The 21,079-nt window shown below is 45.7% G+C and carries 24 protein-coding genes; 15 read left to right on the top strand and 9 right to left on the bottom strand.

Annotated elements, in window-relative coordinates:
- Positions 1 to 42: 42 nt before the first annotated feature.
- Complete coding sequence (locus ASL11_RS20185; protein ID WP_056618789.1) at positions 43 to 636, top strand: TetR/AcrR family transcriptional regulator; 594 nt, start codon at positions 43 to 45, stop codon at positions 634 to 636.
- Between the two features lie 51 nt (positions 637 to 687).
- Positions 688 to 1,635 carry an MBL fold metallo-hydrolase gene (locus tag ASL11_RS20180; RefSeq protein WP_056618786.1) on the top strand — a complete coding sequence of 316 codons (948 nt, stop codon included), beginning with the start codon at positions 688 to 690 and terminating at the stop codon, positions 1,633 to 1,635.
- An 89-nt stretch (positions 1,636 to 1,724) separates the two neighbouring features.
- Here the strand turns inward: ASL11_RS20180 and ASL11_RS20175 are convergent, their stop codons facing one another.
- The gene (locus tag ASL11_RS20175) at positions 1,725 to 2,156 is read right to left on the bottom strand and encodes a hypothetical protein (protein WP_056618785.1); all 432 of its coding nucleotides are present in this window, start codon (positions 2,154 to 2,156) and stop codon (positions 1,725 to 1,727) included.
- Positions 2,157 to 2,409: 253 nt separating this feature from the next.
- Here ASL11_RS20175 and ASL11_RS20170 point away from each other — a divergent pair, with 253 nt between their 5' ends.
- Genes ASL11_RS20170 through ASL11_RS36570 form a run of 5 tightly spaced genes read left to right on the top strand, consistent with a single transcriptional unit; the run spans position 2,410 to position 5,533 of the window.
- A complete protein-coding gene (locus ASL11_RS20170; protein WP_056618782.1) occupies positions 2,410 to 3,153 on the top strand; it encodes an SDR family oxidoreductase in 744 nt (247 codons plus the stop codon).
- A 1-nt stretch (position 3,154) separates the two neighbouring features.
- Positions 3,155 to 3,745 carry a TetR/AcrR family transcriptional regulator gene (locus tag ASL11_RS20165; protein ID WP_056618810.1) on the top strand — a complete coding sequence of 197 codons (591 nt, stop codon included), beginning with the start codon at positions 3,155 to 3,157 and terminating at the stop codon, positions 3,743 to 3,745.
- On the top strand, positions 3,742 to 4,779 hold the full coding sequence (locus ASL11_RS20160; RefSeq protein ID WP_056618777.1) for a S66 peptidase family protein: 1,038 nt from the start codon (positions 3,742 to 3,744) through the stop codon (positions 4,777 to 4,779). The genes ASL11_RS20165 and ASL11_RS20160 overlap by 4 nt, the downstream gene beginning before the upstream one ends.
- Positions 4,780 to 4,834: 55 nt before the next feature.
- Positions 4,835 to 5,287, top strand: a complete 453-nt coding sequence (locus tag ASL11_RS20155; protein ID WP_164483574.1) for an 8-oxo-dGTP diphosphatase — start codon at positions 4,835 to 4,837, stop codon at positions 5,285 to 5,287.
- A 42-nt stretch (positions 5,288 to 5,329) separates the two neighbouring features.
- Positions 5,330 to 5,533 carry a hypothetical protein gene (locus tag ASL11_RS36570; protein ID WP_157256981.1) on the top strand — a complete coding sequence of 68 codons (204 nt, stop codon included), beginning with the start codon at positions 5,330 to 5,332 and terminating at the stop codon, positions 5,531 to 5,533.
- 101 nt (positions 5,534 to 5,634) lie between these two features.
- On the opposite strand, the gene ASL11_RS20150 is transcribed toward ASL11_RS36570, so the two are convergent.
- On the bottom strand, positions 5,635 to 6,537 hold the full coding sequence (locus ASL11_RS20150) for a manganese catalase family protein (protein WP_056618772.1): 903 nt from the start codon (positions 6,535 to 6,537) through the stop codon (positions 5,635 to 5,637).
- 227 nt (positions 6,538 to 6,764) lie between these two features.
- On the opposite strand from ASL11_RS20150, the gene ASL11_RS20145 reads away from it, so the two are divergent.
- From ASL11_RS20145 to ASL11_RS20130, 4 genes are all read left to right on the top strand, one after another.
- The gene (locus tag ASL11_RS20145) at positions 6,765 to 7,790 is read left to right on the top strand and encodes a hypothetical protein (protein WP_056618768.1); all 1,026 of its coding nucleotides are present in this window, start codon (positions 6,765 to 6,767) and stop codon (positions 7,788 to 7,790) included.
- Positions 7,721 to 8,539 (top strand): hypothetical protein, encoded by an 819-nt coding sequence (locus ASL11_RS20140; RefSeq protein WP_157256980.1) that lies wholly within the window; start codon positions 7,721 to 7,723, stop codon positions 8,537 to 8,539. The genes ASL11_RS20145 and ASL11_RS20140 overlap by 70 nt, the downstream gene beginning before the upstream one ends.
- 38 nt (positions 8,540 to 8,577) lie before the next feature.
- Entirely contained in the window at positions 8,578 to 9,273 is a 696-nt protein-coding gene (locus tag ASL11_RS20135; protein ID WP_056618762.1) for a hypothetical protein, read from the top strand.
- Between the two features lie 292 nt (positions 9,274 to 9,565).
- Positions 9,566 to 10,390, top strand: coding sequence for a squalene/phytoene synthase family protein (locus ASL11_RS20130; RefSeq protein ID WP_235550518.1), 825 nt, complete (start codon positions 9,566 to 9,568; stop codon positions 10,388 to 10,390).
- 304 nt (positions 10,391 to 10,694) lie between these two features.
- Here ASL11_RS20130 and ASL11_RS20125 read toward each other — a convergent pair whose 3' ends face one another.
- From ASL11_RS20125 to ASL11_RS20110, 4 genes are all read right to left on the bottom strand, one after another.
- A complete protein-coding gene (locus ASL11_RS20125; RefSeq protein WP_056618759.1) occupies positions 10,695 to 12,635 on the bottom strand; it encodes an ABC transporter permease in 1,941 nt (646 codons plus the stop codon).
- Positions 12,625 to 13,386 carry an ABC transporter ATP-binding protein gene (locus ASL11_RS20120; protein ID WP_056618756.1) on the bottom strand — a complete coding sequence of 254 codons (762 nt, stop codon included), beginning with the start codon at positions 13,384 to 13,386 and terminating at the stop codon, positions 12,625 to 12,627. The genes ASL11_RS20125 and ASL11_RS20120 overlap by 11 nt, the downstream gene beginning before the upstream one ends.
- 101 nt (positions 13,387 to 13,487) lie before the next feature.
- Positions 13,488 to 14,501, bottom strand: a complete 1,014-nt coding sequence (locus ASL11_RS20115; protein WP_056618753.1) for a sensor histidine kinase — start codon at positions 14,499 to 14,501, stop codon at positions 13,488 to 13,490.
- Complete coding sequence (locus ASL11_RS20110; protein ID WP_056618750.1) at positions 14,494 to 15,189, bottom strand: response regulator transcription factor; 696 nt, start codon at positions 15,187 to 15,189, stop codon at positions 14,494 to 14,496. The genes ASL11_RS20115 and ASL11_RS20110 overlap by 8 nt, the downstream gene beginning before the upstream one ends.
- A gap of 126 nt (positions 15,190 to 15,315) precedes the next feature.
- Here ASL11_RS20110 and ASL11_RS20105 point away from each other — a divergent pair, with 126 nt between their 5' ends.
- The 3 genes from ASL11_RS20105 to rpmF all read left to right on the top strand — a co-directional run bounded on the left by ASL11_RS20105 (position 15,316) and on the right by rpmF (position 17,085).
- Positions 15,316 to 16,050, top strand: coding sequence for a class I SAM-dependent methyltransferase (locus ASL11_RS20105; RefSeq protein ID WP_056618748.1), 735 nt, complete (start codon positions 15,316 to 15,318; stop codon positions 16,048 to 16,050).
- Between the two features lie 122 nt (positions 16,051 to 16,172).
- Positions 16,173 to 16,799, top strand: coding sequence for a hypothetical protein (locus tag ASL11_RS20100; protein WP_056618745.1), 627 nt, complete (start codon positions 16,173 to 16,175; stop codon positions 16,797 to 16,799).
- Between the two features lie 109 nt (positions 16,800 to 16,908).
- Complete coding sequence (gene rpmF / locus ASL11_RS20095) at positions 16,909 to 17,085, top strand: 50S ribosomal protein L32 (RefSeq protein WP_047680282.1); 177 nt, start codon at positions 16,909 to 16,911, stop codon at positions 17,083 to 17,085.
- A 57-nt stretch (positions 17,086 to 17,142) separates the two neighbouring features.
- Here rpmF and ASL11_RS20090 read toward each other — a convergent pair whose 3' ends face one another.
- Positions 17,143 to 17,910, bottom strand: a complete 768-nt coding sequence (locus tag ASL11_RS20090) for a DODA-type extradiol aromatic ring-opening family dioxygenase (RefSeq protein WP_056618741.1) — start codon at positions 17,908 to 17,910, stop codon at positions 17,143 to 17,145.
- A 42-nt stretch (positions 17,911 to 17,952) separates the two neighbouring features.
- Positions 17,953 to 18,306 (bottom strand): DoxX family protein, encoded by a 354-nt coding sequence (locus ASL11_RS20085; protein WP_056618738.1) that lies wholly within the window; start codon positions 18,304 to 18,306, stop codon positions 17,953 to 17,955.
- A 136-nt stretch (positions 18,307 to 18,442) separates the two neighbouring features.
- On the opposite strand from ASL11_RS20085, the gene ASL11_RS20080 reads away from it, so the two are divergent.
- Complete coding sequence (locus tag ASL11_RS20080; RefSeq protein ID WP_056618736.1) at positions 18,443 to 18,826, top strand: winged helix-turn-helix transcriptional regulator; 384 nt, start codon at positions 18,443 to 18,445, stop codon at positions 18,824 to 18,826.
- Between the two features lie 99 nt (positions 18,827 to 18,925).
- On the opposite strand, the gene ASL11_RS20075 is transcribed toward ASL11_RS20080, so the two are convergent.
- Positions 18,926 to 20,911, bottom strand: coding sequence for a hypothetical protein (locus ASL11_RS20075; RefSeq protein WP_056618732.1), 1,986 nt, complete (start codon positions 20,909 to 20,911; stop codon positions 18,926 to 18,928).
- Positions 20,912 to 21,079 lie beyond the last annotated feature (168 nt).

Below are 21,079 nucleotides of genomic sequence, written 5' to 3'. Positions count from 1 at the left end.
ATACTAAAAGATAAGATTTTACGCGTGTAACGGAGGGTTACTATGCAAAAAGGTGAAAGAACTCGCAAGCATATTATCGCTCAGGCCGCGGAGCTGTTTAACCAGAAGGGATATGCAGGTTCATCCTTATCGGATATTACGGAGCTGACAGGCATTAAGAAGGGCGGGATTTATCGCCATTTTGCCAGTAAGGACGAGATTGCGCTGGAAGCCTATGACTATGCAGGTAGCGTAGTTAGTGGGAAAATGAACGATGCCATTCGTGCGGAAGAGACCGCCAGTGGCAAGTTGTTAGCCTATTTGCGTGTCTATGAAAATGTGGTTGAAACGCCGCCTTTTATCGGAGGATGCCCACTGTTGAACTTAGCTACCGAGAGCGACGATAGTCATCCTATTTTACGAGAACGGGCTCAGCGGGGACTAAAGAGTACATTGAACAACATGAAAGAGATTATTTCCGAAGGTGTTCAAAATGGCGAATTCAAAGCGGATCTCGATATCGAAGCTTTGGCGACTTTCACGCTTTCTGTGATGGAAGGCGGCATTATGATGAGCAAGCTTGAAGGGGACAACCGACATATTCGTATGAATATCGAGAACCTCACCCAGTATCTAAAGGGAGTTTGCATACGATGAAGCTGGGTTAGAGCAGATATAGATTGTGAGAAGATGAATGGGGATGAACGTATGGTGCGGCAGCGATATAGTAACTTAGATCCAAATGCGAAGACGAAGACATGGAAAGAAGTACGTCGCTGGCAGAAAGAGCGGAAGGGTAAAGTGAAAGATCTGAGCTTCCGGATTGGCCAATCTGAGCATAAGCAGCAGGAGCTGCTGAAGAATAATCAGGGTGAAGTCACGATCACATGGATCGGGCATGCAACCTTTTTGCTGCAAGTAGGTGGAATGACGATTGTAACCGACCCCGTATGGGCCACTCGAATGGGCTTTAGTTCAAGGCTCGAGGAGCCAGGTTTATCTATAGAAGAGATTCCGCCTGTTGATGTAATATTGCTGTCTCACGCGCATTACGATCACTTGCATGTGGGTTCGTTGAAAAAGCTGCGAGGCACGCCATACGTACTTGTGCCCGAAGGACTAGGCTCTAAGGTGCGGAAGCTGGGGTTCAGCACGGTCTATGAACTGCCATGGTGGGGCAGTCAGGCCGTCGGCCAGCTGGAGTTTCATTTCGTGCCTGCGCAGCACTGGACAAGACGTACATTAACCGATACGAATACCTCGCTATGGGGCGGATGGATTGTGAAGCGGAGCGCGGTGTTGGAGGGAGAGTCGCATCCTCCTGCGATCTATTTCGCTGGCGATAGCGGGTACTTCGAAGGATTTCGGGAGATTGGTGCGAAATTTCCGGGTATCGGCTACGCGCTGATGCCGATTGGCGCCTACGAGCCGGAGTGGTTCATGGGGATGCAGCACGTTTCCCCAGAGGAAGCGGTGCAGGCGTTTCTTGATGTCGGAGCGCAGCAGTTCATTCCGATGCATTATGGGGCATTTCGTCTTGCCGATGATACGCCCAAAGAGGCATTGGATCGATTGCTGGCGGATTGGCAGTGGAGGGGTCTTGACCCAAGCCTGCTGCGGTTGTTGAAGCATGGAGAAACATTGATAGCCGAGTGAACCGAGGAATAGGACGTGAAGTAGAGGTGCTTGATGTAGAGGATGGGAGTCCTGAAATCAAGCACCTCTATGCGTTTCGCAGGGTGCATTTAACTGCGATTAAATGCTGCTGTCGCCTTCGTTTTGTTCCAAGTGACTTCGATGAGATAATCTCCTTGAGGTAAATTCGTGAAGGATTTCGAATCTGTATAGGATTGGCCTGGCTCCAAGTCTAAGTAATCTTTGATCGCCACGGCGCCATGTTCGAAAACGGCTTGATCTTTCAAAAGGGAATACTTTGCGCCGCCAATGACAGTGATCTTATCTTTAGTTTGATTCGTGAACGTATAGGTTACTTTCGTCTCTTTGAGTCCATTATCTACCGTCACGATGCCATGCATGACAGGAAGGATGACTTCCTTCGGAGTTGAAAATACTGGTTTCGTTGAGCTTTCCGGTGGTGTGACCTCGCTCTTCGAGCATCCTGCAAGAAGTATTGAAATGCTTAGTACACCGAGTATGGCATAACGCATTAGGATCATCTGAAGCCCACCCTTATATAGAATCTGTCTGACATGACTGACGGAGGGAGATCGGGATAAGTTGCAGGTGGATTGGAACTTTTGGGTTGGGGGCTTCCGTCAGGGGAGAGGCATAATGGTTTACTAAAATGATGAATGACAAAAATCAAATAATGTCATTTGATTTTTGTCATTCATCATTTTATAATAAAGTTAATAAGGTTCGGGGAAGGCGACTCTACTTTCTCACTACATCGAAAAGGCGGGATTGTGCATGGAGCAGAAATTAACGGGTAAAGTAGCTTTGGTTACGGGTGCATCGAGAGGGATCGGTCAGAAGATAGCAGAAGAACTTGCGCTGCACGGGGCTAAGGTTGTTGTGAATTACGCAAGCAGTCCGGGAAAAGCGGAGGAAGTCGTTAACGGCATTAAGCAACAAGGCGGTGAAGCGATCGCGATTGGGGCGGATATCAGCCAAGTGGCGCAAGTGGAGCTTTTGTTCCAGAAGACGTTGGAGGCGTATGGGCAGGTTGATATTTTGGTCAATAATGCGGGGATTATGATTACGAAACCGATTCTCTCGATTACTGAGGAGGATTTCGATAGGCAGTTTAACATTAATGTGAAAGGGACCTTCTTTGCAATTCAGCAAGCGGCGCTGCATATGAAGGAGAATGGTCGGATTATTAATTTCTCTACTTCGGTTAATGGGCAAATGTTCCCTGGGTACAGCTCCTATGCGGGTACGAAGGGGGCTGTTGAACAGTTCACGCGTCAGCTCGCCAAAGAGTTAGGACCTAAGGGTATTACGATTAATGCCGTTGCACCAGGTCCAGTGAATACCGAATTATTCACAGTGGGGAAATCAGAGGCACAAATCAAAGCGATCGCTAACATGAATTCGTTCGGTCGATTAGGGGAAGCGGAAGATATTTCGCGGGTTGTACTTTTCCTAGCCAGCGAGGAGTCGCAGTGGGTAACGGGACAAACACTTCGAGTGAATGGCGGTTTTATATAAAATGACGAAGAATGAGTTGCCGTTATCGAAGGATGAAATTTTGGATGCAGCGGAGCAAGTTCTTCGGCGGTATGGACCGGACAAAACGTCTGTTGTAGACATAGCCAAGGTGCTGCAAGTGAGTCATGGGACGTTGTATCGACATTTTGAAAGTAAAGCCGCGCTGCGGGAAGCGGTGACATCGCGTTGGTTGCATACGAGCATTGCAGTTCCTTTGGAAGCAATTGCGAGTGGAACTGGCGGTAGCGCCGTTGGGAGGTTGCGTTTGTGGTTAGACACGTTGATTCAAACCAAGCGGAAATTCGCTGCTGAAGATGCGGAAATGTTTGCGATGTATGCCAACGTTACGGTCATTGAAGTTGAAATGATTAGCACCCATATGTATCGCTTAATAAAGCAACTAGAACAGATCATTGAGGCGGGGATGGCGAGTAAAGAGTTGAAGCAAGGTGACTCAGAATCTCTTGCTAGAGCCATTTTCTTAGCTACCTCACGTTTCCATCATCCATCACATGCGGGGGAATGGGCAATGGGGAGTTTGGGTGAGGACTTCGAGAGTGTCTGGCAGTTATTACTAGGGGGATTAACATGATTAAACCCAAACGATTAAAGTCTGGCTCCAAAATAGCTATTATTTCTCCTTCCAACGGACTGCCATATTTATTCCCAGATATTTATGAGATGGGCTTGAAGTATCTGGGGGAGGTCCTTGGCCTGGAAGTTGTTGAAATGCCATCGGCAAGGATGTCACCGGAGGAACTGTATAAGAATCCACAGCTGCGTGCTCAGGATATTAATCATTGTTTTGAAAATGAAGAAATAGATGGCATCATCACTTCCATTGGTGGATATGAATCGGTAAGGATTTTACCTTTATTAAATAAGGAATTGATCATGAGTCATCCTAAATTTATTATGGGATTTTCGGACGCGACGACATTCTTAACGTACTTAAATAATTGGGGGATGGTAACGTTCTATGGGCCATCTATTATGGCTGGAATCGCACAGCTGAGAAGTCTCCCTAATGCCTATACGGAGCATCTAAAAGCGATGTTGTTCGAAGAGCAGTTCCCTTATCGCTATACGCCATATCAATCATGGACGAACGGTTATAAAGACTGGAGCCATCTGGAAACCTTGGGTGAGTGTCAGCCATTTGTAGAGAATGAGAATGGGTGGACGTTTCTACAGGGGGAAGCGATTGAGCAAGGGGATTTGTGGGGTGGCTGCATCGAAGTACTAGAGTTTATGAAATCGACGGACTACTGGCCGCAGGATGATTTCTGGCAGGATAAGGTCTTGTTTTTCGAAACATCGGAAGAGAAACCATCCCCTAGGCAAGTCGGATATATGCTGCGGAATTATGGGATGCAGGGCATCTTTTCACGTATTAAAGGCGTCATATTTGGGAGAGCGAAGGATTATAGCGCAGCTGAGAATGTAGAGCTTAGAGAAATCCTCGTGAATATTATTGCAAAAGAGTTTGGAGCGGAGCGTGTACCGATTGTTGTTGATTTCGACTTTGGGCATACGGATCCGAAATTGATTCTGCCTCTTGGTGGGCGAGTGGAGTTAAATCCGGGGACGAATGAGGTTGTTTTGTTGGAGTGTCCTTTTGAATGATGGAAAAGTAGGAGGATTTGCATAAGTGAGTAAAGTTGAATGTGGCATCTATACAATGTGCTTAGTCCAAGATGGGAAAAAGGTGCTTCTGATAAATCGTCCCGAGTCCAAAGGGTTTCCCGGATTTCTAGGCCCAGGTGGTAAGGTGGATTTGGCGGAGAGTTTCACGGAGGGGACCGTCCGAGAGTTGTGGGAGGAAACGGGACTCGTGGTGAAACCGGAAGATCTCATATACAAGGGCGTCGATGAATATTTAGTCCCTGAGAAAAACTATAGGTATATGGTGTTTAATTATCTGACTCGGACATTTACAGGAGAGTTGCTAACGGATCCACCTGAAGGGGAATTAGCCTGGGTAGATATAGACGATGCTTTACAGTTGCCGATGCAAGATTGGTTTAAGCGGAGGTTTCCTTTATTTTTTGAATCGGGAACTTTTGAAATTTCGGTTGTGTGGGATGAGACTAATCAATGTATAATCGAGGAGAAGGTAAGAAGATTAGGTTGATAGAATGATCCTAAAAACAACATGAGAGGGTAGCAGATTAATATGAGCGAAACGGTAAGTTTAAGTCTTGGAGGCTCCTACGTTGTGGCACCAGATAATCCTAGAAAGACTAAGAATCGAGGTCGGAAATGTATGATTCTTGCTTTCGAGCTTAACGACGAGGAGTTAGATATTCGGGTAATCTATCTCGATACGAGTAGAGAAGTATTGCTAAAGTTCAGTGATCTGAAGCCGATTACAGAGTAGAGTAGGGGCTGCCTGAGGAAATGGCAAGGGAGATAAGCGAGCTTTTTCAATCCAAGTTCGTTTGGACAAAAAAGATCCCTACAACGTAAGGATCGTCAGAATTATGCGTTGATATTTCCAGCCATTTTGAGACGTGCAGCGATTTGTTGGAAATCTTCAGCCGAAATGCCAGGAGTAAATTCCTCTTCTACCGCCGGCGCTTCGGCAATGGGGTATCCCTGAGGTGTGCCTGGGATGACTTCCAAGGCAGAGCCATCTTCGGGATGTGTACCTTTCCAAATCTGGCCGATTGTTGTGAAATCGTTGTCGCTCCATGTGTACAGCTTAGTATGAACGCCTTTCTCTTCATACTTTCTGGTTTCATTAAACGATTTGTTGCTTAAGGATGGAATGGGGACTAATTTGGTGACATTGACTCCAGTTGCAACTTCCAACGCTTTGGCGTAAGCAACAACATGAACGCCTCCACGAACGAGGAGGTAACCAATCACTGCACGCGCTGCGGGGTGGTCGGTCATTTCATACACTTTCATTTTATGAGTGCGTGCGCCGCATTCTAAGAAGAAATTATGCAGCAAATCCTCTACTAAGTTGCCGCTGTTAAACACATTCGCGCCTGTCCATGGGTTGCCCATGGAATCAAACGGCATAGCCCCTTGCGCACCTGCAAGAAAGTGATAGGAAAGACGAGCGTCTTTGACAACATCCAGTGGTGTCTGGTCGGGCTCTTTGTAACTCGTTGAACCTCTTAAGCATTTATTGATTGCGTGGGAAACCAACTCTACGTGGCCCAGCTCTTCGGCCGTAATACTCATGATTAGATCGTAAAAGGGCCTCAGTTTTTCTTTTGAACGAAAATTAAAAGATTGATACAGATAATTGTTCAAAGTGGACATTTCACCAAATTTGCCACCTAACAATTCCTGTACAGCTGCTGCGGCATTCGGGTCAGGTTTCTCAATGTCAGGAATTTCAATTGAAATTTCATCCATTCGTTTAAACATGGCTTCAACTCCCTCAGATTTTTCACTCCTGTACATTGTTTACCTTAAGCTTTATATCTAACCATGCCGCGGGGCAAAAATGAGAAAAACCAGCTACTTAAAAGTAGCTTTTTTTGCATTTCCGTTCTGCGGTAGCGTTTCCAATGGCAACTTTTCGTCAGCGCTGTACGTCTAACAAAATATGGGAAATGTCTTAAAATTGAACAAGGATTGGTGTGGTGTGTACGATGGTCAGATTATGTGGTTTTGGATTACTATTGTTGGTCATGCTGCTGCTGAACGCGTGTGAAAACAATACCCAGGGTTCGGCCGTATCCGTATCGCCACAAGCAACCTCTCCGGAAGCATCGGCGATTCATACAATTGCGCCCGTCGCAACGGTTGAATCCCTGACTCGGATTAAGCTGCAAAGCCTTACTTTCGGTGAACACAATAGTTCTGAGGGGAGGGTATTCCAACAATGGAAGGCTACGGATGTCCCTCAGGAACCTTTCCAAGTTGTGTATCATCTAGAGGATGTGAGTGTGAATGCAACTTTTGCGAACATGAGCGAAGAAGAACGACAGTTGCTGATTAAGCAGATTAGGGTTGAGGGCAATGCGGATTGGGAGATTGTAGAAAGTAACAGTCCAATCAATCAGGTGAGGGTTCAATTCCATCATGCAAATGAACCGTTCGTCCTGCGCGTAGGGGATCTGCCTGCCATGACGTTCATGCGAAAAGAACCTGTGAGCTTTACTTTTAGTTCACCTGCAGGTCGCGATGTTCCTCACCTTTTAGTAATGGCACAGGAATATGGACCAAGACTGCGTATTCCTGAGGGGGAAAGCTCGGTAGAATTAGTTTTTTCGAATGAGATGCGAAATGACCTGCCTACGACGGTAGAGGGTGGGCCTGTAGCAGCTAAATGGATAGATCCCAAACACCTCTTGGTCCTACTAGACAATACGGGGGCCGTAGAGCATCGAATGAAAGAGCAGTATCTGCGAATGGATAACTTGGTGGATGTAAGCGGCAATCGCTTGGGGGGGAGTCTCCAGGGAGTCTGGGTTCAACAAATGCCGAGGTATGTATGGCGCTATGCCGATTCAGGCGAGTTGGCTGGTGGGGGCCCGAGGGATTCCTTATACGATCAATTGGTTATAAACAAAACTATGTCGGAATTGTTCAACTTGGCGGGTCTATGGGAGACGGGGACGGAACGAGCTATTCGTATATTTTGGAGCAAAAGGGGAAGGACCCTATTGTCATAGAGAATGTGTTCTACTCCACGATTGAGCCTGATCAGCAGCCCATTCAATGGATAGATGCGAAAACACTCATGTATGCGTCCTACTACGGCGTGTTTGTCTATGATATTGAGAAAGGTGAGAAACGTATTCTTCACAAAGCTGATCCTGATGAGAATGATAATATCAATTACGCTGCCTATGATACGACGAGAAAGCTGCTTCATGTTTTGGCCTATGAGAACCGGCATGAAACGAGTCAATTGGCACGATTAACATATGTCTCAGGAGAAACCATATCCCAAAGAATTCCAGCCTACACGACAAGTGTACTGGTTGCCAAATACTCCGATTTGGATATGACCATTACCCCTATGCTGGAGGGCACCTATTGGACACGTATACAAGATGGCGTTCCCTACACGGACTACGTTAATCAAGCAGGGGGAAAGTTTACCGCCAAAGGAATTGCTCGGCTCGTCACAAAACAAGGTGCGTACCTACAGCAATATGAAAAAGGGGAATTTCAACTGCAAGCCTCCGGGTGGGTAATATGGCAACCCGGAAAAGCCGCGAAAGAAATTGCGAACCCGCCAGAGGGAATCGTTACCTTTGCTAGTGGGACGGAATTATTTACAAAGCAAGATGACAATCGGTATGTGAAGTATGATCTTCTACGCAATAAATGGGTAGACTGGCAGGCACCAAACGGAGAGATAGTGGCGGAGCCTGTTCAGGGGAAGGGTGGCTTGTACCGCGCCAGCGTGGAGTAGCCCATCGAGAAACCAAGCGTGAGGGGGAGTCACCACCGTTGAATCGACTATATCGAACGACGTTAGGTATCATCATCATGGGTGGATTTACATTTTTCATGTATCTAATCGTTGAATCCTCTATCTTCGAGAGAGAGCATAGCATCCTGGTGAATGTCGCACAGTTGAATGAGCATCACTACTCTGAACACTGGCAGGTGATTGTTACCACGCTGGAGATGGATGAACAAGCGAAGCTGCAAGATTTTCATGTGTATTATAATCCTCAGGGTGAGGTTCAGAAGCTATCTTACGAAGTCGTATGGCGTCGTCCTGGGAAGCAAGATTTCATTTATTACTATGTAGATTATGACCTTATAACTAGTAATGCTATTGTCAAAAAGCAAAAGATTGAGGGGCCATGGTTACAATATGATCGTTCGATTCCGGTGAAGTATTTCTTTGAGCGATTGGATGAGATGGATTTGAGGATAATGAAACCGAATAATGACGATCCGATACGTTACATGCGGATTCATGAGAGTGGCTCTCGTATGACTTATGCTATAAAAAATAGGATGAAATACCGCATAGACAAGGATCAAATCCATGAAATCTCTGATGCCCAACTTCCGGTTGAAGGGTATTGGCTATCTGTATGTGGCATGTCGCAGGATGCCGCGCCCGATTTCGTTTCATCTTGTGAGGATCGAATTGATTATGTCTTAGATGCTCGTATGAGCGATAGGAAGTAAAACGAGGTTGCCGATGGAAGAGAATCGGTAGCCTTTTTTTCATGAAAGGGAAGTTGAAATTTGCGCGGATTATTTTATTCCTTTCACAATTTGGACATAATATCCAAAAAAGGGGGTCATCACTTGCTTCGTTCCCAATATATTGCAATTGACGATGACTCCTCTCTGAAAATTTGACACTTTTGTGTAATAAAGCTCAGATTCTGAAACTATTGGTGGTTGAGCTTGGATTAACAATAATAAAGTATGTTATCATGAGGTAACATTATATAAGTTAAAGGTAAGTTTATACTTGGAGGTAATTACCATTAGTACCGATACTGTGAAAGATGCAATGACCATGTTGAAACAAACGAGCCGCACCTTTTATATACCGATTAGCAGCTTGGACGCAGGTCTGAAAGAAGCGGTAGCATCTGCCTATCTGTGCATGCGGGCTATAGATGAAATCGAAGATCATGAGAATCTGGTGGATGCTTTGAAAATAGAGCTGTTAGCTGGTGTGCACGGAGCATTCCAGTCATCGGATATTATGGATGCCATACAGAAATTATTATCACCCTATACGGCGCAAGAACTTCCAGAAGTTTCTCTGCGACTTGCTGAATGGCTGCGTCTTTGTCCGCCTTCGGCGAGACCAATTATTGAGAAATACATTGCGAAAATGTCGCTCCAAATGTCGGAATGGGTCCAAAAAGGGTGGAGCATCCGTACGGAAGAAGATTTGGATGGGTATACATACAGTGTGGCTGGTATGGTTGGCGAAATGCTGTCTGAACTGTGGCAGTGGAATGACGGCACGCAATCAGATCGTGATAAGGCCATTGCCTTCGGAAGAGGATTGCAGGCGGTTAATATCCTTCGAAACCAAGCTGAAGACGCGAAACGTGGCGTTAGCTTCTTCCCGGAAGGCTGGGGCTTCAAGGAAATGCAGCAGTACACGCGCCGTAATCTACAACTTGCCGACGCTTATATCGCAGACCTGAAGCAGGGTCCAGCGTTGAAATTCTGTAAGGTACCGTTGGCGCTCGCGCATGCGACGCTTAATCTGCTTTCTGCTGGTGGAAGCAAATTGACACGCGACGCGGTTATGAAAATTGTGAGTAAGGTAACGTAGCTCGCAGCTATTAGGGTAGGGGTCCGCAGTACTTTCTGCGGGCTTCTTTTTTGTTGAGCTTCAGGGATGAGAGGAAAACTAGGATGCTCTATTAGTAATTAAAGGGGCCAAATGGTCATTAAGGGGAACGTTAGTTTCCTATTTGTCAGAAAACGCTCAGAAAGACGGTAATCGGGTAGTTAGCGCACTCACGTTCCCTTCGCTAACTCGCCACGCGTCCATTTGACGAAATAGAGAAAGGCTGCTCTCAAGTAGATGGAACTACTTGGGGCAGCCTTCAATTTACTTGAATTAGGACAGATACTCACAATGCCCTCTTAATCACCTTCCGATAATGCTGAACCGACAGAACCCCGAACACAGAGTAGAGTGCCGTGTACAACCCCATCACGATCATCATCGGCGTCCACAACTCGGTTCCAAAGAAGAACCATCCGGACTGGATTGCGAAGTAGCTATGAACCAACCCCACAATTAAGGGGATCCCGAAATTGAAAAGCTGTTTAACTTGAATACCCTTTATCAGATCACTTTGGGTAAAACCGAGTTTTCGTAGAATGGTATACGATGACTTCTCATCTTCGCTCTCATCCATTTGCTTGAAATAAAGAATGCAGCCAGAAGTGATCAAGAAGGTGAGTCCTAGGAAACCGACGATGAACATGATCAAGCCCATGCGATTTTTAGATTCACTCGCCATATCCTGGCGCGAATCATAAGATGCTTGATCATCCCATTTGATTTCATGGAAAAGTTGATTCGCTTTCTCACGTTCCTTCTCATCTACAATATCAATACCGAAATATAGCGAAGATATTCCTTGAATTTGAGGATCGAGATCTTGCTTCAGACGCTGAAAAACCGAATCGTCGACGACAGCAACAGGCAGGCTGCTGAATGAGAAGCGTCTGGAAATGTAGGATCGTTCCTCAATGCCGATATAGGTTAGTGGGATGGTGGCATTTAAGGTGATTAGCTTGGCTTGGCTGTTGTTTTTGAACTGAAGGAATTTTTGCATTTCATCATTAGCCCCGGTGAAAAAGGTTTGGTCCGCAGTCAAATCGATGCCTACAGCGGTATCGTTAATAACGGCCATCCGATTGATATCTGGGCTCATATACAGCTCATTGCTCGATTCCATCACTTGGCTAAGATCAGCTTTGATTTGAATGACCTCAATCGTTGTATCACGGTGTTTGATGCCACCTGCATCTAGGGCTTTCGTGAAGCTCTCCGCATAGTGACGTTCCGTAACAGAGAAGTGAGCCGGCAAGTTCCTTTCGGCTGTTTTTTCTACCGAATAGTACGTAATATAGCTCAATGACAGTAATCCAATGGCTAGGGCAGATACCGTCGTAATGACCATCAAAAGTAAAGCGTTGGATTTCATCCGATACATGATGGAAGCGAGTGAAAGCACCTCTTGCACGTTCAAATAGCCGTTTTTCCGCTTACGGATCCCATTCATTATCAAGCGAACGGACCCTTTATAGAACAAATAAGTACCGATGATTACCGAGGCAAGAATTAATAGCATACTGCTTAGTAATCCTTGTGCTGTCGTAATGCTTCCTGAAAATAGTTTGGAGGATACATAGTAGCCTAACAAAACGAGAAAAAGCCCAACGAATCCAAGGATCGCCTCCTTGTTCGACATTTGCTTCACTTTGGCTTCGGTAGAGGTAGCGACATGGAACAACGAAAGAATGGTCTGCCTCTGAATGAAAAAATAATTGACCAGTAGAATTAATACGTAAACGGCACTGAAAACAACGATGGTCTGGATAAACGCTTGAACCGAAAAGTGGAGCGTTGCGTTAGCCTCAACCCCTGTAATTTGCAATAAGATCATTAGAATGAGCTTAGACACAGAGAATCCGATAAACGCCCCAACGACTAGCGAACCGAAGTATAAGATGAAATTTTCGGTACTTAGGATACGAAAGATTTTTCCCTTCGTCATGCCAATGAGTTGCAGAAGGCCGATTTCTTTACTGCGTCTTTTCACGAAAATGTTATTCGCATATAAATTGAAAATAGCAACAATGGCGATAAGCAGAATGGATGCAGACTTCAGCGCAGCGGCGCCTTTAATAGTCCCCTTGGCCGCGTCCAAAGCAGGATCAAACTGTAATGTGACAAAAGCGAAATAGAGCGCAACGCTAAACATTAAGGCGAACACATACAAGTAGTAATGTTTGATATTGGCCTTCAAGTTTTGGAAGATGAGCTGATTAATACTCATTGTGCACACCGCCAAGAACGCCTTGGGTCTTCATAATGTCTTGAAAGAAGGCTTGTCTCGTTTCTTGCCCTTTATAGATTTGGGAGTAAATCTGTCCGTCTTTAATGAAGATTACTCTGGAGCTGTAGCTGGCGGCAACGGGGTCATGTGTGACCATCACAATGCTCGCTTGCCGACTTACATTCATTTCACTAAGTTTATTCAGCAGATCTGAGGCGGATTTGGAATCCAACGCACCCGTTGGTTCATCTGCGAAAATAATATCAGGATCATGAATAAACGCTCTAGCAGCGGACGTTCGCTGTTTCTGCCCACCGGATATTTCGTTCGGATACTTATCCTTCAACTCATAAATGCCGAGCTCAGTCGCAAGGTCATGAAACCTCTGATTAGCTTCAACCTTGGACATCTTCGTTATCGATAAGGGAAGCAGGATATTTTCTTTCACAGTTAGCGTATCCAGCAAATTATAATCCTGAAAAATAAAGCCGAGATGATTCTTCCGAAACTCAGCCAATTGCTTTTCTTTCATGCTCGTCGTTTCTGCCTTGTTAATCTGAATGGAACCATGACTCACTTTGTCGATGGAGGAAAGTACGTTGAGCAGCGTCGTTTTCCCAGAGCCGGAAGGGCCCATGATGCTGACGAACTCCCCTTTCTCGATCGAGATGTCGAGGCCTCGAAGTACCTCTTGTTTGTTATGTTTATTGCCGAAGCTTTTATGAATTTTAACAGCTTGTAAGATAGACATGAATGACACACTCCTTTACACGATTAGCTTTATTATAAAAAGCTAGACCGCATTTATCCTTCGATTGGACGAACAAAGTAGAAAAGCATGTGACATTATTGTCACATGCCTGTTATCCGCACGAGTTCGTTGGGCTGTGGAAAAGCGAGTGTGAACGTTGTTCCAACGCCAACCTCCGATTGCACAGCCATCTGGATGTGCAGCGTAGCAGCTGCTTTACGGGCTAGATATAAGCCCATGCCCGTCGCGGCGCTGTCCTGATGCCACGTCGTGGAGGTAAAGCCCTTATCGAAGATCCGAGGGAGATCCTTGGCATCAATCCCGCGTCCAAAGTCCGTTATTTCTAGGACGGTACGCTCCTGTGCAGTGAAACTCCTCACGATAATATCGGGTGAGAAGCTGTCGCTATATTTGACCGCATTGGTTAAGAGCTGTCGCAGGATGAATGCGAGCCATTTGGCATCACTGAGAAGCGTCTCCGTGGCATCTAATTGGACGTCGAAACCAATCCCCTTTTGAATACACCAAGATTGCAGCGATTTAATCTCCATATAGAGGAGATCTTCGATCTGTACCTTTTCAATGAAAAGATCATTGTCAATCGAAGGAAGTCGCAGCTGATGAAGCTGTTGGTCCAGAAGATGATGAATACGCAGCCATTCAAAGGTGATGGAAGCCTTCGCCCTATCGTTATCCAAACGTCCAATCATCAGATGCATGGCGGTGAGAGGCGTCTTCACTTCATGGATCCAAGATAGCAGTTCGTCTTTCTCTTGTTCCAATGCGATTTGCTGCCGCGAGGCCGTCTGGTGGAGCTGCTCGGTTTGATTGACCAAGGCTGCTTCTATGATCTTCTCAAACGGACTTGCTGCGTCAGCGAAACCGGATACATCCAGGCTGGTTTCCCAGTCATTTAACCGCTGAATAAAGGCAGTCTCCTTGTGATAGCGAATGATGATGAAGATGATGAACAGCATCGTGGATAAGAAGACAATATATAGAACGGACCGGAATGGAATCGAGTGGTCGAGATAAGCGATAAGCAGCAGAAGGACTTGACCCAATAGGAACATCCCTATCCAACTTATTCGCTCTCTAAGATACGCCTTAATCATACTGAGGGGTCTCTTCCGTTGCGATGTAGCCTTGGCCGACCTTTGTTTCGATAAAACGTCCTAAATCCAGCTCGTCCAGCTTCTTTCTAAGCCTATTCACGTTCACCGTCAAGGTGTTATCACTTACAAAACGCTGGTCATTCCATAAGCTATTGATGATATCTTCCCGGCTGACAATCGTATTTTTATGCTCGATGAGGAGTTTCAATATGTAGATTTCATTCTTGGTCAGTTCAATGGATCCAGAAGCATGACTAACGATATTTTTCTCAAAATCGATGGTAGCGCCGCACCATGTTTTGAGCTTCATTTGCTCCGTATTGTAGTTGTAGACCCGCCGGAGTATGGCATGGATTTTCGCGATCAGCACGTCAAAATGAAAGGGCTTTTGGATAAAGTCGTCCGCTCCAAGCTGCATAGACATCACCATATCCGTAGGATGGTCGCGCGAAGAGAGGAAGACGATAGGCACATTGGAATGCGTCCGAATCATGCGGCACCAATGAAACCCGTCGAATTTCGGCAGTTGAATATCAATAATGACCAAATCGGGTTTCAATGCAATAAATGTCTCGAGTACTTTATTGAAATCAGCGATGCCATGCACCTCGTAGGACCATTGGGCCAAGCGCTCTTTGATCTCTGCGAACAAGGTGGCATCATCTTCGATAAGTAAGATTTTAAACAACGGAATTCACCCACTTTGGTCATTCTTTGAGTTTTAAACTTATTGTATTGTAAACTGGTTAACAGAGCTAAATGGATTCTGACATATAAATCATACCATAAATTCAATTGAGGAGTTCTGGATGCCATGAAACAGAATAAATACGATGAGCTTGGATTTTATGAAAAATACAGCGAGATGCCTCGTTCCATTGGCGGTCTCAACGCAGCCGGGGAATGGCCTGTACTTCGTACGATGCTGCCTACGCTTCAAGGCAAACGTGTTCTTGACCTTGGATGCGGGTACGGTTGGCATTGCAAGTATGCCCGTGAGCAAGGGGCTGCGTCCGTTGTTGGTGTAGATCTTTCCGAGAGAATGCTGGCTTATGCCAGCGCGAATCATAGCGATTCGGGTATCACGTATCAGAGACTGGCGATTGAGGATATCGACTTCTCGGCGGGTGAGTTTGACGTTGTCATCTCCTCATTGGCTCTTCACTACGTTGAGCAATTTGATGCGGTTTGCCGTAAGGTGCAGCACTGTCTGGCCGCAGGAGGCTCCTTCGTACTCTCTGTGGAGCATCCGATCTTTACCGCACGTGCTGCGCAAGACTGGCATTACGGTCCCGGAGGCGAGCGTATGCACTGGCCTGTCGACGACTATCAGGAGGAGGGGCAGCGGGTAGCGAGGTTCTTAGATCATGATGTGGTCAAATATCATCGAACGATCGCTTCCTATATGAACGCGTTAATTGAAGCGGGCTTCCTTATTACGAAGCTCGCTGAGCCACAACCAACGCCAGAAGCTTTGGAGAAGTACCCTGATATGAAAGACGAAACGCGTCGTCCCATCTTCCTATTGGTTTCAGCCGTTAAGAAGTAACAGTTGTCCTGCTGCCCTTCGGGGTAGGAGGATTTTTTTATTATCCCTGTCCTACAAGTGAAACATTATTTGGAAATCCACGTCTGTTAGTTTAGAAGATTTCCAATGGAAGGACGAAGATTGTGAATAAAGTTGTGATGGCTATAGCTGTTGTATTTATATTAATTGTTATGAGCCTAGTCTTGCCGAGTAAAAGCTATGCCTGTAGCTGCGCGCTGCAAACAGATCCGATAAAGGCTGTGGAACAATCTAAGGCTGTGTTTTCTGGCAAAGTACTTGCCATTGAACCCAAGGTTCTAGATATCGATGGCATTCTCGATCATAAAATCGCCGTTCATTTCGATGTTGAGAAATCGTGGAAAGGGATGAATCAGACGCAGGCCATTGTCCTTACCAACTTGGGCGAACCTTCGTGTGGATATACGTTTGGGCAGGGTGAAACCTATCTAGTTTTTGCTTATGACTATGACTTTAAGGAGAATATGCTGCAAACAAGCTCATGTTCATTAACGAAGAAGCTTACTAATGCTACATCGGAATTGAGTAAGATGGCGCAAGGCGTGGAGCCGATAGAGAATGTGAGTTTTAAAGGCAAGATGGATACCATGGCCTATACGAATAAATGGGCTTATCTCAAAGCGATCTATCATCGGTTGGTTCGCTATCATCTGTTAGAATTCGTGCAAGTAGCCGTCATCCTAGTTATTGGAGCAGGTCTGCTGCTGATTAGGGCAAGAAGAAAATCGTAAGTATTCGACATTAGCTAGGTCAAAAGATGGTCTCTAGCATTGACAAACGCCTTCGAGAAGGCTATGATATCTCTTGTTGTTTAGTAAAGTAACTGGAGGTGTTTTGACTATGGCAGTTCCTCAACGGAGAACGTCCAAAACACGTCGCGATAAGCGCCGTACTCACTTTAAACTGGCTGTGCCAGGAATGGTGAAGTGTGAACAATGTGCTGAACTTAAAAAAGCGCATCATGTTTGCAAAAACTGCGGTTCATATAAGGGTAGAGAGATCGTACAAGCTCAATAATCATATGAATCTTGCAATGAAAAAGACACTTCTAATGAATGAAGTGTCTTTTTTTTGTCAAAATTTGAAGCAAAGTGTGCTCAATGAACCATGTTCGATGGTGTCGTGCAGAACATTGATTTCGCGACCTGGGCTTCCGCTGCCCAGAGCAATGAGCAAAGGCACAAAATGCTCGGCACGTGGGACGCCTACTGCTGCATGCGGGGCAAGCGTTTCGTATTGGCTTAAGGCTTCGATGTCTCTGGCGAGCACCTTCTCCCGAATCCAATCTCTGAATTGCACGGCCCATGCCCGAGGTGCAGCTTCCTTGTCACGGTCAATTTCATTAAAGTTATGCGTCAAAAATCCGCTCCCGATGACGAGAATACCATCTTGCTCAAGCCCTTGCAGCGCTTCACCGATCGCAATCTGCTGTCTCGCAGGCAAGAAGGGGTTGACCGAAACGGGAACGATAGGAATATCTGCTTCCGGATATGCGTGCATCATGATAGGGAAAACGCCGTGATCTAAGCCGCGATATTTCCTTTGAACAGGAATGTTATGCTGGCGCAGACGCTCTTCCACCATGGAGGCAACGATCGATGAGCCTCTCGCGGGATATTGAACTTGATAATAAGAGGATGGAAACCCGTAGTAATCATAAACCATCTCATGCACATCGTCCGTCGCAGCAATGGTCGTTATTTCACTTTCGAAGTGGGCTGAGAAAATGACGATGGCTTTTGGGCGGTTCTCCTGGCCAAAGCGGTTCAGGAACGCAGTGAATTCGGATTTTTCGAAAATGGTATAGGGTGAGCCGTGAGGCAAGAAGACAGGGGAAAGCATAGTTGAACCTCCTACTCGTCATTGTATTGTGCTGTAATCAACTTACCAACGTCCAATTGCTACAAAGAGTAATATCGCCAAGAAAATGATGTTCATCCCGATACCTGAGTTTTCATTCCTCTTTGCATGAAATATGGCTGCTAGTACCATGATTAAACCTAGTGCAATAGCGGCAATTGGCGTCAAAATAGGTGCGATTCCTGTCGCATAAGGGACAATTAATCCTAATCCTCCAAGTAGTTCGGATACCCCGATGAAAGTTACCAGGCCTTTTGATGACTCTTTGACCCAAGGCATACTGGCTTTGGCTTTCTCATACTGAAAAGATTTCATTGAACCTGCCATAATAAACGCTAATGCTAGAATTCCTTGTGCGATCCACAATGCGATATTCATAAAATAAAATTACCTCCTTGAATTAAGTAAGTGTATAGTCGTATAATAATCCCTAGGATCTATACTGAGAAGTAGTTACTCAAAATAAACCTAGTATACAAAAAGATACCTAAGTGAAATGGAGGAGGAAATCAATATGGAGGAACCCCATTGTAAATTTGAAACCGTCCTAGAGATTCTTGTAGGCAAATGGAAGCCCATCGTTTTGTTTCACCTTTTCTCTAATGGCACGATGAGATTTAGCGAACTTCAAAAAGCGATTCCCGATATAACGAAAAAAATGCTAACCCAACAATTAAGAGAGCTAGAGTATCACGATATTGTTCATCGAAAGATCTATCACCAAATTCCTCCCAAAGTCGAATATTCCATCACAGAACACGGCAAAGGCATGTCTACGGTCTTACAGGCCATGAATGACTGGGGAATGTCGCATCTCACCCATTTGAATGAGTTGTATGGGGAAGAGAGATCTGTGGAATCATTTGAAGGTAGATTGGACGAAGTGACAGGGAATTAGAGGGATTTATCCGATTGAAACGGCAATTAAGCCACATTGAAGTCAAAAAAAAGAAGCCTCTTCCAAGGCTTCTTTTTTCGTTTTATTCCTGTAAATCAACTACTCCATTACCACATGCCAAGGCTGCATCCACACGATTCGCTCACCTACACGAAGAACGATGTTCAAATCATGGGGACCAGAAGTCAGGGTTCTTGAAGTGCTCAAGTGGTACAATGGCGTGACTGTGTCAGCGGTAACAGCCTTACTGGCGGGTGCAACCGTGATCGATGATAAGGCATCCTTGCCGCCTAGATCATTATTTTCCTCCAAAGATAACCGTGGCTGGATGGCGTCTTTGAGATTTTTCTGAGTCCATTGTATCTGTGTATCGTAAAGAAAAGCATCCAGTTTAGCAGTTGTTCCTGCTAACTTGTCGGGGAGCTTTCCGAGCTCGACTTTGTAGGCTCCTTCATAATAAGCGTGCCCCTCATACCAAGGAATGGGGGAAAGGCCGAATAATAGCTTCACATCAGTCTGTTCCAAGTACCACTCACCTTCTTGTTGGTGGGGGATGCTGCTAAGGGTAACGGATTTGGTTAAAATATCTTTCCAGTAGATATCAACACGCTGTTCCCCTTTGTGTAGAACGAAGGCATAGTCACCTTTCGAATAACGAACGGCGCCGTTAGGGTCTTCCACATCCGCTTGCTGGTATCCCAACTGCTCAGCTAGAACCTTCAGCTTCAGGACATCCACGTCTTCTTTTACATAGCCTGCGTCAACATCTTCGTTCCACTTAAGAACGCCTTGGCTATCAAGCTTTAGAATAACTTGTTGTGGATACTGGGTCTCAATCTGCAGTTCAGTACCCGTATCGAGGTCCCAGAATCTGTCTTGGTTCCAGGATTGTAAAGGGATCCACCCCATATGCCCTTCTTTACTAGCCTTGAGCCATGTGGTGCCGTTTGGCATGCTCCATACCGCGGAAACCTCCACATCCTGATTCCGTAGTAAAAGGACAGAAGATGTATAGTACACATCAGGATAACGCATTAACTCACGGTCACCATGAATGGATACCCTCCAATGAACGTTTACCGCGTCCGCGGGCTCCCCGTATAAGAGATTAATCCATCCTGTTCCTTTTGATGTGTGGACATGGTACCAAGTTGAGAAATGCCAAATATCATAAGGACCTCTACCAGTCCTTAACGGCTGGGTGATTTTTTCGAAGGCAGTGACCTTCTCCCCAGAGAGGACGGCAATTTCTTTGTTCGCTGGGCTAGCGAATAGTGGAATCTCAGTAGTCAGGTTTAGTGTTTCATCGGAAGCGACGATGGACACACCTGCTTGCGAAGTCCACAGAGGACCCACCTCGGTTTCAACTAAGAAGTAACGGTCATAAATCGTTGTATACTCTTGGATGATTCGTGTTTCCCCAGCAGATGCAGATTCCATCGAAGTCTGCACTGATTGTAATAGGGGCAACAGCTCCTTACTGCCGTAGATACCTTGATAATAGACGGGCTTGCTGACGTCTTGAACGGTGCCTATCTGCTTGACCGGGATGTGCGCCCACAAGTCTCCCATCCATGAAGTATGAATCTGAATCCATGCTTTACTGGACGTGTCATTCGTGTAGAACCACTGCTTCTCCGCACGGACAACCTTCACTTCTTGAGGTGCGAGGGCTGCTACCGAACCGCCTCGTTCGCTCATTTTACTAAATAGCGGCGTGTCCGAGGTTAGCAAAATGCGATCGGGTGGAGCGATATCAATCTCCCACGGATTTGGACGAATCCAACGAGGGCCGAACATCGTCTCAATTTTCCAGTTAGCTGCGCCAATAGACCAAGCACCATTTGTCTCAATGACCTTGACGTTTTGTGGAGAAAACCACCCTTCGGGCCGATCGGCAGGTGTATCTGCTGCAGGAAAGTAAGCTGTATCCGACAGTAGCTCTATCGATCTAGGAATACGTAATCCATCAGGGGGATAGGGCCCCTGAGCCATGAATTCCGCCGAGGTTCCTGCAGGTTTACCTAAGAGTCCTGCTAGGGTTACCACTAACAAAGTTACCATACAACTTGCTCGCCAATTCATTTCGGCACCACTTCCCATCACCAATTGTGGTAAATATTTCAAATATTAGACGTAAAGTGTGGGCAAAAAGTTTCTGAAATAGGTGTAACATAGTGGGAAAGGGGTAAGGAATAGACTTTCGTACCCGTATTAGTTGTTATTGGGTCAGTGATAGGATTTCGGACATTT

Origin of the sequence: Paenibacillus sp. Soil750 (assembly GCF_001428045.1) — a bacterium.
Classification (GTDB): Bacteria; Bacillota; Bacilli; order Paenibacillales; family NBRC-103111; genus Paenibacillus_E; species Paenibacillus_E allorhizoplanae.
This window is presented reverse-complemented; position numbering and strand designations above follow the sequence as displayed.